This is a genomic window from Ramlibacter sp. 2FC (genome assembly GCF_005503345.1).
Classification (GTDB): Bacteria; Pseudomonadota; Gammaproteobacteria; order Burkholderiales; family Burkholderiaceae_C; genus SCMQ01.
In genome coordinates, this window is the sequence record NZ_SCMM01000005.1 from 102,769 (window position 1) to 117,962 (window position 15,194).

General features: G+C 68.4%; 12 protein-coding genes and 1 pseudogene. 3 read left to right on the forward strand and 10 right to left on the reverse strand.

Annotation, left to right across the window (positions count from 1 at the left end):
• Positions 1-12: 12 nt before the first annotated feature.
• Complete coding sequence (locus FFS10_RS23640; RefSeq protein ID WP_283957573.1) at positions 13-147, reverse strand: hypothetical protein; 135 nt, start codon at positions 145-147, stop codon at positions 13-15.
• Between FFS10_RS23640 and mltA the strand changes: the two genes are divergently transcribed.
• On the forward strand, positions 146-1,303 hold the full coding sequence (gene mltA / locus FFS10_RS04095; protein WP_249931162.1) for a murein transglycosylase A: 1,158 nt from the start codon (positions 146-148) through the stop codon (positions 1,301-1,303). The genes FFS10_RS23640 and mltA overlap by 2 nt on opposite strands.
• 207 nt (positions 1,304-1,510) lie before the next feature.
• Here mltA and xylB read toward each other — a convergent pair.
• The 9 genes and pseudogenes from xylB to FFS10_RS04140 form a co-directional block, all read right to left on the reverse strand.
• Positions 1,511-2,958: pseudogene (xylB, locus tag FFS10_RS04100) on the reverse strand (xylulokinase).
• A 4-nt stretch (positions 2,959-2,962) separates the two neighbouring features.
• Complete coding sequence (locus FFS10_RS04105; protein ID WP_137891749.1) at positions 2,963-3,886, reverse strand: AraC family transcriptional regulator; 924 nt, start codon at positions 3,884-3,886, stop codon at positions 2,963-2,965.
• A 23-nt stretch (positions 3,887-3,909) separates the two neighbouring features.
• Complete coding sequence (locus tag FFS10_RS04110; RefSeq protein ID WP_137891751.1) at positions 3,910-4,698, reverse strand: L-iditol 2-dehydrogenase; 789 nt, start codon at positions 4,696-4,698, stop codon at positions 3,910-3,912.
• The gene (dalD, locus tag FFS10_RS04115; RefSeq protein WP_137891800.1) at positions 4,695-6,071 is read right to left on the reverse strand and encodes a D-arabinitol 4-dehydrogenase; all 1,377 of its coding nucleotides are present in this window, start codon (positions 6,069-6,071) and stop codon (positions 4,695-4,697) included. Before dalD ends, FFS10_RS04110 begins: the two co-directional genes overlap by 4 nt.
• A 35-nt stretch (positions 6,072-6,106) precedes the next feature.
• On the reverse strand, positions 6,107-7,159 hold the full coding sequence (locus FFS10_RS04120; protein WP_137891753.1) for an ABC transporter ATP-binding protein: 1,053 nt from the start codon (positions 7,157-7,159) through the stop codon (positions 6,107-6,109).
• A gap of 20 nt (positions 7,160-7,179) precedes the next feature.
• Positions 7,180-8,010: a carbohydrate ABC transporter permease gene (locus FFS10_RS04125; RefSeq protein ID WP_137891755.1), complete on the reverse strand. Its 831-nt coding sequence runs from the start codon at positions 8,008-8,010 to the stop codon at positions 7,180-7,182.
• 7 nt (positions 8,011-8,017) lie between these two features.
• Positions 8,018-8,878: a carbohydrate ABC transporter permease gene (locus FFS10_RS04130; RefSeq protein ID WP_137891758.1), complete on the reverse strand. Its 861-nt coding sequence runs from the start codon at positions 8,876-8,878 to the stop codon at positions 8,018-8,020.
• Between the two features lie 80 nt (positions 8,879-8,958).
• Positions 8,959-10,272 (reverse strand): ABC transporter substrate-binding protein, encoded by a 1,314-nt coding sequence (locus tag FFS10_RS04135; RefSeq protein ID WP_137891761.1) that lies wholly within the window; start codon positions 10,270-10,272, stop codon positions 8,959-8,961.
• A 192-nt stretch (positions 10,273-10,464) separates the two neighbouring features.
• Entirely contained in the window at positions 10,465-10,956 is a 492-nt protein-coding gene (locus tag FFS10_RS04140) for an Lrp/AsnC family transcriptional regulator (protein ID WP_137891763.1), read from the reverse strand.
• Between the two features lie 117 nt (positions 10,957-11,073).
• On the opposite strand from FFS10_RS04140, the gene FFS10_RS04145 reads away from it, so the two are divergent.
• Together FFS10_RS04145 and FFS10_RS04150 are read left to right on the forward strand one after the other, a co-directional pair.
• Positions 11,074-14,685 (forward strand): indolepyruvate ferredoxin oxidoreductase family protein, encoded by a 3,612-nt coding sequence (locus tag FFS10_RS04145; protein ID WP_137891765.1) that lies wholly within the window; start codon positions 11,074-11,076, stop codon positions 14,683-14,685.
• A 243-nt stretch (positions 14,686-14,928) separates the two neighbouring features.
• Positions 14,929-15,194: substrate-binding domain-containing protein (locus FFS10_RS04150; protein WP_137891767.1), on the forward strand; the 266-nt coding region annotated here is incomplete at its 3' end.

Here is a 15,194-nt window from a genome sequence, read left to right on the forward strand (position 1 = left end):
CCTGGCGGGGCCTCATGTTCCCGCGTCGTCCTTGCCCTTGTGCGCGTCCGGCAGCTCGCCCTTGCGGCGCCCGGAGAACATGGTCCACCAGACGATCAGCAGCAGCAGCAGCAGGGCGCCCAGCGCTTCGAGCAAAATCAAGACCATGAACCGACTCCTGTGGCAGCTTTTCCTGGCGCTGATTGTAGGAACGCTGGCCGGCTGCGCCCTGACGCCGGCGCCCGCCCCTGGCGAGCGCGGGGTCACGGCCGGCGCGCTGCCGCCTGACGAGCTGGCGCCGCTGCCGCCACCCTTGCAGCAGCCCAAGAGCCGCTGGGTGCCGGTGCGCTGGGCCGAGTTGCCGGGCTTCGAGGCCGATGCGCTGCACGAGGCCTGGAACGCCTGGGTCAAGAGTTGCGAGCGGCCCGGCCCGGCTGCACTCGCTTCGCTGTGCGGCGAGGTGCGGCGCCTGAGCATTGCGAGCGCCGACGAGCAGCGCGCCTGGCTGGTGCAGCGCCTGCAGCCCTACCGCGTCGAGCCCGTCGAGGGCACGTCGGCCGACGGCCTGCTGACGGGCTACTACGAGCCGCTGCTGGAGGCCTCGCGCGGGCCGCGGCCCGGCTTTCAGGTGCCGCTGTACCGGCCGCCGGCCAGTCTGGCGCAGCGCCGGCCCTGGTACACGCGCCAGGAGATCGAGACCCTGCCCGAGGCGCGCGCCGCGCTGCGCGGCCGCGAGATCGCCTACTTGGCGGATCCCGTCGACGCCCTGATGCTGCAGATCCAGGGCTCGGGCCGGCTGCGCGTGACCGAGGCCGACGGCAGCCAGCGCCTGGTGCGCCTGGCCTATGCCGCCACCAACGATCAGCCCTACAAGAGCGTGGGGCGCTGGCTGCTCGACCAGGGCGCGCTGCGCGACGCCTCCTGGCCGGGCATCAAGGCCTGGATCGCGCAGAACCCGCAGCGCGTCAACGAGCTGCTGTGGAGCAACCCGCGCATGGTGTTCTTCCGCGAGGAGGCCATGTCCGAGCTCGACGCCGCCTTCGGCCCGCGCGGCGCCCAGGGCGTGCCGCTGACGCCCGGCCGCTCGATCGCGGTGGACCGTGAAAGCATCCCCTACGGCACGCCGGTCTGGCTGGCCTCCAGCGGCCCGCTGCTGAACCTGCAGCGCCTGGTCATGGCGCAGGACACCGGCAGCGCCATCGTCGGCGCGCTGCGTGCCGACTATTTCGCCGGCTGGGGCGCCGAGGCCGGGGACCTGGCCGGCCGGCTCAAGCAGCCGCTCAGGCTGTGGGTGCTGTGGCCCAGGCCGGTCGCGCAGCGCTGAAGCCGCCGCAAAAAAAGCGGGGCCTGCGGCCCCGCTGTCCTCCCTGGCAGTTCTTCGTCGCGGCACTTCGGCGCGCGTTTTTGCCTCAGCTTGCCGCAAGCATGTGACGCCCGCATGACAGGGGCCGTCGCCTGCGAGTTCAGGGCCCGGTGCGTCGCCCCAGATGTCCCTGCGGCAGGGCGCTGAAGCCGCCGGGCACAGGCGAGCTCAAAACCAGGGTTGCAGCGCCGGGTAGAGTGCCCTGAAGCGCGGGTAGCGCTCGGCCAGCAACTGGCCGAGGGCCGCCTCGGGCTCGAAGGCCTGGGCCAGCGGCAGGGGCCGGCAGACCTGTTCCTCGGTGCCGTCGTCGGCCAGCCAGGCCAGGCGCGCCGCGCCCAGCGCCGCCGCTGCGTGGGCGCCGGCCGGGCGGTGCAGCGGGCAGGCCAGGCCGCTGGCCAGCAACTGGGCCCAGGCGTCGCTGCGCGCGCCGCCGCCGACCAGCGCCAGCGGGATGTCCGACGGCGCGGTCCGGCCCATGGCGCGCAGGCCGTCCATGAGGCCGAAACCCACTCCCTCCATCACGGCGTAGCCGAGATCGGCGGCCGCGTGATCGGCGCGCAGGCCGACGAACACGCCGCTGGCCTGCGGATTGTTGTGCGGCGTGCGCTCGCCACTCAGGTAGGGCAGGAACAGCGGGGCGCGTGCGCGCTGCGCCGGCGTCAGCGCCGCTACCTGCTGCGCCAGCGGTGCGGCACCCGCACTGCCGGTCAGCCGGGCGCCCCAGTCGAAGGCGCTGGCGGCGCTGAGCATGACCGCCATCTGGTGCCAGCGTCCGGGCAGGGCGTGGGCGAAGGCATGCACGGCCTGCTCGGGCGCAGGCTCGAAGGCGTCGCTGACCAGGAACACCACGCCCGAGGTGCCGAGCGAGACGAAGCCCTGGCCCGCGCGCGCCGCGCCGACGCCGACCGCGCTGGCCGCGTTGTCGCCGCCGCCGCCGGCCACCAGCACCGTCGCGTCCAGCCCCCATTGCGCGGCCAGGGCCGGGCGCAGCCGGCCGCCGGCGGCGCTGCCCTCGACCAGGCGCGGCATCTGGGCCAGGCCTCGAGCATGGGCTCGCTCCAGCGGCGCTGGCCGACGTCGAGCCACAGCGTGCCTGAGGCGTCGGACATGTCGCTCACGGCCTCGCCGGTGAGCTGCAGGCGCAGCCAGTCCTTGGGCAGCAGCACCCGGCGGATCTGCGCGAACAGCGCGGCCTCGTGCTCGCGCAGCCACAGCAGCTTGGGGGCGGTGAAGCCCGGCATGGCGAGGTTGCCGGTGATGCGGTGCGAGTCTGGTCGGCGCTGCTCCAGCTCCAGGCATTGCGGTTCCGAGCGCCCGTCGTTCCAGAGGATGGCGGGCCTGAGCACCCGGTCCTGAGCGTCCAGCACGACGGCGCCGTGCATCTGGCCCGACAGGCCGATGGCGCGCACCTGGCGCCAGGCCTGGGGCGCGTCGGCGCGCAGCTGCGCCACGGCACGCTCGAGCGCCTGCCACCAGTCCTGGGGATGCTGCTCGCTCCAGCCCGGATGGGGGCGCTGCAGGCTCAGTGGGGCGTCGGCGCTGGCCTGCACCCGGTGCTGCGTGTCGAGCAGCAGGAGCTTGAGGCCCGAGGTGCCCAGGTCGATGCCGAGGTACATGTTTTCAGCTCTTGCCTTCGAAGCGATTGGCCGCCTGACGGCGGTACTCGCTGGGCGTCATGCCCTTGATGTCGAGGAAGCGACGGTTGAAGTTGGCGATGTTGTTGAAGCCGACCTCATAGCCGATCTGCGTGATGTAGCGGTCCGACTCCATCAGCAGCTGGCAGGCGCGGTTGACCCGCACATGGTTGACGAAATCGGTGAAGGTGTTGCCGGTGGCGCGGCGGAAGAAGCGCGAGAAGCGGCTTTCGCTCATGCCGAGCTGCTGGGCCAGGTCGGCCGCCGACAGCGGCTCGCCGAGGCTTTCCGTGATGCGGCTGACGATGGCATTGATCTGGGCGGTCTGATCGTCGTCGTCCACGCATTGCAGCTGGGCGTTCGACAGCAGCCGGTAGTCGGTGCATCGCGCCAGCTCGGCGAGGAATTCGCAGAGCGCCGCGAAGCGCGCAAGGCCGTGGCCGGACTTGACGCGCCGCCAGTGCGTCAGGGCCTGGGCATGGAGGCCGAAGAACTCGATGCCGTGTTTGGCGCGCTCCAGCAGCGGCAGCACTTCGCGCAGCTCCGGGATATGTTCGCTGCCGGCCTCGATGGGCCCGTGGCTGAACTGGATCACCAGGTCGCGCTCGGGCACGCCGCCTTCGGGCAGGTCCATGCTGACCCAGTTGTGCGGCAGGCGCGGCCCGGTCAATACCAGTTGCCCCGGCTGGAACTGGCCGATCCAGTCGCCCACGAACACCTTGCCCGAGGTGGCCGTGATCAGGTGCAGCTCGTACTCGTCGTGGTGGTGCCAGCGGGCCAGGGGCGTCGGGAAACCGTGCGCCATGCAGCGGATGAAGCCGACCTCGTCGGGCGACTCATAGCCCAGCTCGGTCGGACGGCTGTAGTCGTGTTCGAGCTCGGGCTTGAGTTGACGCGGTTTGGCGGGCATGGCGCAGCGGCAGGCAGTGAGGTTCAGGACATGACGTTACCGCCGTCGACGTTGAGCGTCTGCGCCGTGACGTAGGAAGCCTCGTCGCTGGCTAGGAATATCGCGGCGCCGCAGATGTCGGTGGGGTCGCCCATGTAGCCCAGGGGCACGGCCTCGCCCACCCGCTTTTTCTTCTCGCCCAGCGGCAGGTTCTCGTACTTGGCGAACAGCGCGTCCACATGCTGCCACATCGGCGTGGCGATCACGCCCGGCGAAATGGCGTTGACGCGGATCTTGTGCGGCGCCATGGCCAGCGCCGCGCTCTGGGTGTAGCTGATGACGGCGGCCTTGCTCGCGCAGTAGTGCGACACCAGGGCCTCGCCGCGCCGACCGGCCTGCGAGGCCATGTTGACCACGGCGCAGCCTTTGGCCCCGTGCGCCACCATGTGCGCCAGCACCTTCTGCATCACGAAGAACGCGCCCTTGACGTTCACCGCGAACAGCTTGTCGTACATGGCCTCATGGCTTTCCAGCAGCGGCGCCATGTCGAACAGGGCGGCGTTGTTGAACAGCGTGCTGATCGGCCCGAAGCGCTGGGTGGCGGCGTCGATCAGCGCATCGATCTGCGCCATCTGCGTCACGTCGGTGGGCAGGTACTGCAACCGGTCCGGATGGCTGTCCAGCAGCGCGGCGAGCTCGGGCGTGGGCTGCGCGCCGATGTCGGCCACGGTGCAGCGCGAGCCCTGTTCCAGGTAGGCGGCAGCCACGGCCAGGCCGATGCCGCCGGCGGCGCCGGTCAGCAGCGCATGCTTGTCTTGCAGACGAGAACTCATTTTTGATGCTCCTTGATGAATAGGGTCACACGTTGGTAGGCGGTGCGCAGCGCGCGCACCAGGCGCTCGTCGCCTGCCAGGCCGCCCCACAGCGTCGCATCGGCGCAGAAGGCGGCCACCGGGTCGGCGGCTTCGCAGATGGCATGGGCCACGGCCGGGTTCATGGCCTGGTCCTGGTAGCTGTAGGCGATCTGGCCAGCGTGCCAGCGCTGCAGGTAGGCGAGAAACAGTGCCGGCAGCATGGCCACGCTGGCAATCGACTCGCCGCGCGCCAGGCGCTCGCGGAGGGTGGGCGCGACGAAGCCGGGAATCTTGGAGAAGCCGTCCATCGCCACGCGCTGGTTGGTGTCGGCGATGGCCGGGTTGCCGAAGCGCTCGAGCACCACGTCGCGGTAGCGCGCCAGGTCGATGGGGCTGGGACTGAGCACCGGGATGGTGTCGTCGGTCACGTAGTCATAGGCGAGGCGGCGGATCGCAGGGTCCTGCGTGCCTTCGTGGATGAAGGTGTAGCCGGCCAGCGTGCCGGCCCAGGCGATGCAGCTGTGGGTGGCGTTGAGCAGCCGGATCTTGGCTTCCTCGTGCGCCTGCACCGAATCGACCATTTCCACGCCCACGCTCTCCCAGGTCGGTCGGCCCGCGACGAAGCGGTCTTCGATCACCCACTGGATGAAGCTCTCGCCCATCAGCGCGGCCGCGTCGTCCACCCAGGTGGCGGCCTTCACGCGCTCGCGCACCGCGGGCGTGGGGCGCGGCGTGATGCGGTCGACCATGGCGTTGGGGCTGCTGGTGTGGGCCTGCACCCAATCCAGCAGCCCGGTGTCGCCGAGCAATTCGATGAACTGCAGCAGGCCGCTGCGCGAGCGGTCCCCGTTGTGACGCAGGTTGTCGCAGTTGAGCAGCGTGACCGGGCCGGCGCCGGCCTGCTTGCGCGCGCGCAGGATGGCGGTGAGGGCGCCGTAGAGGGTGCTGCCCGGTCGGCCTTGGCGCAGGGCTTCGAGGTCGGCGCCGAGCTCGGCCTGTCCAAGGTCGAGCCGGTTCTGGGCGTCCAGGTAGTAGCCGGCCTCGGTGACGGTGAAGGAGATGATGCGGGTGCGGTCGTCGGTGCCGATGCGGATCAGGCCGCTCAGCGCCGGGTCGTAGGGCACCACGGTCTCGATCGAGGTGATGCGGGCGTAACTGCGCTCGCCTTGCGGCGTCACGGTCTCCAGCGTGTAGGCGCCGTGCTGGGCGATCAGCGCGGCTATGGTTTCGGCCATGTCGGGGCGGATGTTGCCGCCCGCCAGTGCCCAGCGCCGGTCGCCGGCTTGCTGCAGCTGGTGCATGTAGACCGCCTGGTGCGCGCGGTGGAAGGAGCCCAGCCCCAGGTGGAGCATGGTCAGCCGGGATGAGGATGCAGTGCTCATGTCGTTCATGCGGGATGGGCCTGGCCGGTGCGCGTGATGCGCCCCCGGGCGTCAAACAGGTGGGCGGCGTCGGCGTCGATCTGCAGGCCCACGCTGTCGCCCGCATGCAGCGGGGTGCGCGTGTTCTGGCGCGCGACCAGTTGCGCCCCGTCGGCCGTGCTGACATAGATCAGCGTTTCGGCGCCCAGCGCCTCGACCAGTTCGACCTTGCCCTGCAGCAGGCCCTGGCCGGCGGGCTGCAGCATGACGTTTTCCGGGCGCAGGCCGATGAATCCGCCGGCCGGCACGGCCTGGTCGCAGACCGCCTTGAGGGCGGGCAGTGCGTCGGCTGCCACCACGTTCATCTGCGGCGTGCCGATGAACTGCGCCACGAACTGGTTGGCCGGGCGGTCGTACAGCTCCAGCGGCGAGCCCACCTGCTCGATCTGGCCGTCGCGCAGCACCACCACGCGATCGGCCAGCGTCATCGCCTCGACCTGGTCGTGGGTGACGTAGATGGTGGTGGCGCCCAGCTCACGGTGCAGCTTGGCGATCTCGATGCGGGTCTGGCCGCGCAGCGCGGCGTCGAGGTTGGACAGCGGCTCGTCGAACAGGAAGACCTTGGGGGCGCGCACGATGGCGCGCCCGATCGCCACGCGCTGGCGCTGGCCACCCGAAAGCTCCTTGGGCGTGCGTTCCAGATAGGCCGTCAGGTTCAGGATCTGGGCCGCGCGTGCGACCTTCTCGCGAATCACCGCCTCGTCGACGCGCGCCAGCTTGAGCGCAAAGCTCATGTTCTCGAACACGCTCATGTGCGGGTACAGCGCGTAGCTCTGGAACACCATGGCCAGATCCCGCTTGCTCGACGCCAGGTGGGTGATGTCGCGGCCGTCCAGCTGCAGCGCGCCGCCGTCTATGGTCTCGAGTCCGGCGATCAGGCGCAGCAGCGTGGACTTGCCGCAGCCCGAGGGGCCGACGAACACCACGAACTCGCCTTGTTGGATGTCGAGGTCTATGCCTTTGATGACGCGGTGCTCGCCGAACAGTTTCTCGATGCCGCGCAGCTTGAGGTAAGCCATGGAAGAGTCTCCGGTTTGTTTCACTTGACGGCGCCGAAGGTCAGACCTTGCACCAGTTGTTTCTGGCTGAACCAGCCGAACACCACGATGGGTGCGATCGCCATGAACGAGGCGGCCGACAATTTGGCCCAGAACAGGCCTTCGGGGCTCGAGTACGAGGCGATCAGCGTGGCCAGCGTGCCAGCCTTGGCGGCACTCAGGTTGAGCGACCAGAAGGCCTCGTTCCAGCTCAGCACCAGGCACAGCAGCCCGGTGGAGGCGATGCCGCCCAGCGTCAGGGGCAGCAGCACCATGCGGAACTCCTGCCACAGGCTGGCGCCGTCCATGCGCGAGGCCTCCAGGATTTCGTGCGGGATTTCCTTGAGGTAGGAATAGAGCATCCACACCATGATCGGCAAGTTGCTGAGGGTGAAGACGATCACCAGGCCGGTGCGGGTGTCGAGCAGGCCCGAGTGCTGCGCCAGCACGTAGATCGGCACCAGCGCGCCGACCGCCGGCATCATCTTCGTCGACAGCATCCACATCAGGATGTCTTTGGTGTGCTTGCTCTTGTAGAAGGCCATGGAGTAAGCGGCCGGGAAGGCCAGGGCCAGGCCCAGCAGCGTGGAGCTGACGCTGGTGATCAGCGAGTTCTTGGCATAGAGCAGGTAGTCGCTGCGCTCCTCGACGACGAGGAAGTTCTCCAGCGTCGGCGTGAAGAACAGCTGCGGCGGCACGGCGATCGCCTGCAGCTCGGTCTTGAAGGCGGTCAGCACCAGCCAGCCGAGCGGCGCGAACAGCAGCAGGGCGACGCTCCAGGCGAGCAGCGTGCGCAGGCAGTGCAGCAGCAAAAGGGTGTGGGAGGGGGTCATGAAAGGCTCACTTTTCGAGGTTCTTGCCGACCATGCGGATCAGGAACACGGCGGCGATGTTGGCCAGCACGACGGCGAACAGCGCCCCGGCCGAGGCCACGCCGGCATCGAAGTTCAGCAGCGCCTGCTTGAAGATCAGGAACGCGACGTTGGTGCTCGCATCGCCCGGGCCGCCGCCCGTGGTGGTGAAGATCTCGGCGAACACGCTGAGCAGGAAGATCAGCTCGATCATGACCACCACGGCCACCGAGCGGCCCAGGTGGGGGATGTAGAGGTAGCGCAGCTGCTGCAGGTAGTTGGCGCCGTCCATGCGCGCCGCCTCGAGCTGCTCGCGGTTCATGCTCTGCAGCGCGGTCATGAAGATCAGCGTGGCAAATGGCAGCCATTGCCAGGCCACCATGATGATGACCGACAGCAGCGGAAAGTCGGTCAGCCAGTCCACCGGCTGCGCGCCGAAGAACAGCCAGACCTGCGCCAGCACGCCGTAAATGGGGTTCATCATCATGTGCTTCCACAGCAGCGCATTGACCGTGGGCATGACGAAGAAGGGCGAGATCAGCAGCAGGCGCACCAGGCCGCGGCCGGGAAACGGCGCGTCGATCAGCAGCGCGATGGCGATGCCCAGCAGCACCGTGATCAGGATCACGCTGCCCAGCAGCAGCAGGGTGTTCGCCACCGCCACGCCGAACGAGGGGTCGGTGATGAAGTATTCGAAGTTCTCCAGCCCGATGAAGCCGCTCTGCTCGGGCTGCATCAGGTTGAAGCGGATGACGGAAAAGTAGATCGTCATCACCAGTGGAACGATCATCCACAGGAACAGGGTCAGTACGGCTGGGGTGAGCAGCAAGCGGGGAAGCAGGCGATTCATGGGCGTGGCTTCTTCAGCAGGCGTGGGGGCGGATTCCGGTGCGCCGCGGCCCGCAGGCTGCGGCGCACCGGAACGGGCGGTCACTTGTAGTAACCGGCTTTCTTCATCTCGCGTTCGACCGCGGACTGCGCGGTCTTGAGCGCCGCGTCCACCGTGGTCTTGCCCGCCAGCGCCGCGCTCATCTGCTGGCCCACGGCGATGCCGATGGCCTGGAACTCGGGGATGGCCGCGAACTGCACGCCCACGTAGGGCGACTTGGGCAGTGTGCTGTCGTTCGGGTTGGCCGAATCGATGGCGGCTTTTTCGGCGGCGGCGAACTTGGCGGCCTTCTGGAACTCGGGCGAGGCGTAGGTGCTCTTGCGCGTGCCGGTCGGCACCGCGGCCCAGCCATTGGTCTTTGCGACCAACTGGATGTATTCCTTGGACGTGGCCCAGCTCACGAACTTGCGCGCCGCATCCACCTTCTGGGAGCCCGCTGGAATGGCCAGCGACCAGGCCCACAGCCAGTTGGCGCCCTTGGGGGTCACCATGGTCGGGGCCTGCGCGAACGCCACCTTGTCGGCCACCTTGGACTGCTTGGGATCGGTGATGAACGAGGCCGCGATGGTGGCGTCGATCCACATGCCGCACTTGCCTTCGTTGTACAGCGCCAGGATTTCGTTGAAGCTGTTGGCCGAGGAGCCGGGCGGGCCGTAGTTCTTGAGCAGGTCCACGTAGAAATGGATCGCGTCCTTCCAGGGCTTGGACTCGAGCTGCGGTTTCCAGCTCATGTCGAACCACTGGCCGCCGTGCGTGTTGACCAGGGTGGACAGGAAGGCCATGTTGTCGCCCCAGCCCGGCTTGCCGCGCAGGCAGATGCCGTAGACACCGTTCCTGGGGTCGTGGATCTTGGCGGCCAGGTCCTTGATCTCGGGCCAGGTCGGCTTGTCGGCGACCTTGACGCCGGCCTTGTCCGCCAGGTCCTTGCGGTACATCAGCATCGAGCTTTCGCCATAGAACGGCACGGCGTACAGCTTGCCGTCCACCGACAGGCCGTTGCGCATGGCGGGAAGCAGGTCGTCCACGTCGTAGGCCGCGTCGGTCTTGACCTCCTGCAGCCAGCCCTTCTTGCCCCAGATCGGGGTCTCGTACATGCCTATGGTCATGACGTCGAACTGGCCGCCCTTGGTCGCGATGTCGGTCGTGACGCGCTGGCGCAGCACGCCTTCCTCGAGCGTGACCCACTTGAGCTTGATGTCCGGGTTGGCCTGTTCGAAGTGCTTGCCGAGCTTCTGCATCTCGATCATGTGGCCGTTGTTCACGGTCGCGATCACGAGTTCGGTCGCTGCCTGGGAGGCGCCGCACAGCGACAGGGCCATGGCGGCGGCCACGGCAAGACGGGATTTCAGTTTCATCGAGAGGTCTCCTGTAAGTTGAAGTCGAAGGCGCCGTTCCATGCTTTCTTGCGCTCGATATCGACACTTGGAAAGATACCTATCCTCTCGTGTGGAACTGATACTTGTTTGGACGTTGTTGGTATTTTCTTGCGTTGTTTGGCTAGGATAAACACCTATTCTGGTCAATTTTGTATGTATTCAGGGTGACCTTCAGGCGGGCCCGGCGCGCCGCCCCAGATGCCCCAGCGGCAGGGCGCTGCTGGCCTTGACCTCGCCCAGCGAGAAGCTGGTGTGCAGGTCCTTCACGTTGGGCAGGTTGATCAGCACCTCGCGCGCGAACTGGCTGAAGCTGTTGAGGTCGCGGCTGACCACCTGCAGCTCGAAGGTGCCGGTGCCGCTGATGTAGTGGCAGGAGATCACCTCGGGGATGCCGCGTATCGCGTCCTCGAGCTCGTGCAGCACCTCGCCGCTGTTGCGCGCAGCGTCCAGGCGCACGAAGGCCAGCACGCCCAGGCCGATCTTGTGGCGGTCGATCTCGGCGCGGTAGCCCTTGATGTAGCCGCCTTCCTCGAGCGCGCGCACGCGCCGCCAGCAGGGCGCGGCCGACAGGCCCACGCGCTGCGCAAGCTCGGCATTGCTCAGGCGCCCGTCGGCCTGCAACTCGTGCAGTATGGCCAGGTCGAACTTGTCCAGTGTTTCCATGAATGTCGAAATACAGAAAGAATCTTTCGCATCATAGCCAAATACGGGCAAAGAAAGCAAAGACATATCAGGACGCCACGCATACACTGTCCTGCATTCCCCGAGACAAGGACCCCCATGAACGCACCGCTGCCCGAGCACATCCGCCAAGCGCTGGAGACCGTCACGCTCGACGACAAATACCGCCTCGAGCATGGGCGCGCCTTCATGAGCGGGGTCCAGGCCCTGGTCAAGCTGCCCATGCTGCAGCGCCAGCGCGACCAGCTTGCGGGCAAGAACACGGCCGGCTTCGTCAGCGGCTACCGCGGCTCGCCGCTGGGCGGCTACGACCAGGCGCTGCAGAAGGCCGCCAAGTACCTCAAGGCACAGAACATCGTGTTCCAGCCCGGCGTCAACGAGGAACTGGCCGCCACCGCGCTGTGGGGCACGCAGCAGCTGGGCTTCGCCCCGCCGGGCAGCAACAAGTTCGACGGCGTGTTCGGCATCTGGTACGGCAAGGGCCCGGGCGTGGACCGCTGCTCCGACGTGTTCAAGCACGCCAACATGGCCGGCACCACCCCCTGGGGCGGCGTGATCGCGGTGGCCGGCGACGACCATATCTCCAAGAGCTCCACGGCCGCGCACCAGAGCGACCATATCTTCAAGGCCTGCGGCCTGCCGGTGTTCTTCCCGGCCACGGTGCAGGAGATCCTGGACCTGGGCCTGCACGCCTTCGCGATGAGCCGCTACGCCGGCGTCTGGGCCGGCATGAAGACCATCCAGGAGATCGTCGAGTCCAGCGCCACGGCCGAGATCGACCCCGAGCGCGTGCGCATCCAGCTGCCGACCGACTTCGAGATGCCGCCCGGCGGCCTGCACATCCGCTGGCCCGACCACGCCCTGGTGCAGGAGGAGCGGCTGTTCCACTACAAGTGGTACGCCGCCCTGGCCTACATCCGCGCCAACCGCCTGAACCACAACGTGATCGAGGGGCCGAACGACCGCTTCGGCATCATCGCCAGCGGCAAGGCCTACAACGACACGCGCCAGGCCCTGCTGGACCTGGGCCTTCATGACGAGGCCTGCCGCCAGCTCGGCATCCGCCTGCACAAGGTCGCCGTGGTCTGGCCGCTGGAGGCGCAGATCACGCGCGAGTTCGCGACCGGCCTGCGCGAGATCCTGGTGGTCGAGGAAAAGCGCCAGGTCATCGAGTACCAGCTCAAGGAAGAGCTCTACAACTGGCGCGCCGACGTGCGGCCCAACGTGCTGGGCAAGTTCAACGAGATCGAGGGCGATTTCTCGGGCGGCGAATGGTCCATGCCCAACCCCTCGGCCAACGAGCTGCTGCGCGCCAACGCCGACCTCTCGCCGGCCATGATCGCGCGTGCCATCGCCCAGCGCCTGAAGAAGCTGGGCGTGGACGCCGAAATGGGCGCGCGCATCGACGCCCAGCTCGCCATCCTCGAGGCCAAGGAGCGCGCCATGGAGACGCTCAAGCTCGGCGGCCAGGCCGGCGCCGACCGCATGCCCTGGTTCTGCTCGGGCTGCCCGCACAACACCAGCACCCGCGTGCCCGAGGGCTCGCGCGCCATGGCCGGCATAGGCTGCCACTTCATGGCCACCTGGATGGACCGCGAGACCATTGGCTTCACCCAGATGGGCGGCGAGGGCGTGCCCTGGGTCGGCCAGCAGCCGTTCTCCAACGAGAAGCATGTGTTCGCCAACCTCGGCGACGGCACCTATTTCCACAGCGGCCTGCTCGCGGTGCGCCAGAGCATCGCGGCCGGCGTCAACATCACCTACAAGATCCTCTACAACGACGCCGTGGCCATGACCGGCGGCCAGCAGGTGGGCGAGCGGCCCGAAGGCCATTCGGTGCTGCAGATCGCGCAGAGCATGCGCGCCGAGGGCGCCGCCAAGATCACCATCGTGACCGACGAGCCCGAGAAGTACGAGGCCGTCAAGGGCCTGCCCGAGGGCATCGCCATCCTGCACCGCGACCGGCTCGACGCCGTGCAGCGCGAGTTCCGCGAGATCCCCGGCACCACGGTGATCATCTACGACCAGACCTGCGCCACCGAGAAGCGCCGCCGCCGCAAGCGCGGCACCCTGGTCGACCCGGCCAAGCGCGTGGTCATCAACGAGCTGGTCTGCGAGGGCTGTGGCGACTGCAGCGTGCAGTCCAACTGCCTGAGCGTGGAGCCGCTGGAGACCGAGTTCGGCCGCAAGCGCCAGATCAACCAGAGCAGCTGCAACAAGGACTACTCCTGCACCAAGGGCTTCTGCCCCAGCTTCGTCACGGTGGAGGGCGGCCAGCTCAAGGCCAAGTCCAAGGCGCAGGCGGTCTCGCCCTACGCGGGCGAAGCGCTGCCCGATCCGGTCCTGCCGGTGCTGGACGGCGGCACCTGGGGCATCGTGGTCGCGGGCGTGGGCGGCACCGGCGTCATCACCATCGGCCAGCTGCTGGGCGTGGCAGCCCACCTGGAAGGCAAGGGCATCGTCACCCAGGACGCGGCGGGCCTGGCGCAAAAGGGCGGCGCGACCTGGAGCCATGTGCTGATCGCGCGCCACCAGGACGAGATCCGCACCACCCGCGTGGGCACGGCTGCGGCCGACCTGATCCTGGGCTGCGACCCCATCGTCACCGCCGGCTCCGAGACCCTGGTGCGCATGCGCGAGGGCCGCACCCATGTGGCGCTCAACAGCGCCAGCACGCCCACCGCGGCCTTCGTGCGCAACGCCGACTGGCAGAACCCGGCCGAGCGCTGCGTGGCCGACGTCGCGCGCGCCGTGGGCGAGCCGGGCCTGGGCCTGTTCGACGCCGACGCCCTGGCCAGCCGTATGATGGGCGACACCATTTACGTCAATCCCATGATCCTCGGCTACGCCTGGCAGAAGGGCTGGATCCCGCTGGGCCGCGAAGCCCTGCTGCGCGCCATCGAGCTCAACGCCGTGGCCGTCGACAACAACAAGGCCGCCTTCGAATGGGGCCGCCGCGCCGCGCAGGACCCCGCCGCCGTGGAGCAGCTGCTGTCGAACCAAGGCAGCGTGCAGGTGATCCAGTTCAAGAAGCGCGAGACCCTGGACAGCCTGGTGGCGCGCCGCGTCGAGTTCCTGACCGGCTACCAGAACGCCGCCTATGCCGCGCGCTACCGCGCCTTCGTCGAGAAGGTGCGTGCGGCCGAGGCGCGGGTGTTCGATGGCGCACCGGGCGCGCCAGGCAAGACCGCTCTGGCCGAGTCGGTGGCGCGCTACCTGTTCAAGCTCATGGCCTATAAGGACGAGTACGAGGTGGCCCGCCTGCACAGCGACGGCAGCTTCCTGGCCAAGGTCAAGGAGCAGTTCGAGGGCGACTACAAGCTTGCCTACCACCTCGCGCCGCCGCTGCTGGCGCGCAAGGACGAGCAGGGCGTGCCGCAAAAGCGCCGCTACGGTCCCGCCATGCTGACGGGCTTCCGCCTGCTGGCGCGGCTCAAGGGCCTGCGCGGCACGCCGCTGGACCCCTTCGGCCGTACCGAGGAGCGCCGCACCGAGCGCGCCCTGATCGCCGAATACCAGGCCAGCATCGACGAGCTGCTGCCCCAGCTGTCCGCCGGCAACCACGCGCTGGCGCTGGAGATCGCGCGCATCCCCGAGCAGATCCGCGGCTTCGGCCATGTGAAGGCGCGCCACCTGGCCGCTGCGCGCCAGAAATGGGACGCGCTGACGGCGGCCTGGCGCCAGCCGCAGGCCGCGCAACGGGCGGCCTGAGCCTCGGCACCGCGCAACTGTCCCTGAAGCCCGCCGCGGCCTCGCGCCCCGGCGGGCTTTTTTCGTCCTCGTCGCCCCGCGGATCCCAGAACCCGCATGCCTGGATTCAGGGTTTTCCATAATTAAAACAACTTGATTTAATAATGGAAGAGGGGCTACAGTCGGCTCACGCCAGACCACTGTCGCACCGGGGACTTCCCGGAACAGCTCCGGCGCAATGCCCACCTTCGAGGAGACCGATAGATGAAGAAATCCCTTGCCCCCCAGCTGATCCTGTCCACCCTGGCCCTGGCCGCCTCGGCCAGCTTCGCCGCCGGCGAGCCGGTGATCGGCCTGATCACCAAGACCGAGACCAACCCCTTCTTCGTCAAGATGAAGGAAGGCGCGGCCACCGCAGCCAAGGCCCAGGGCGCCAAGCTGCTGACCGGCGCGGGCAAGTCCGACGGCGACAACGCCGGCCAGGTCACGGCCATGGAGAACATGATCGCCGCGGGCGCCAAGACCATCCT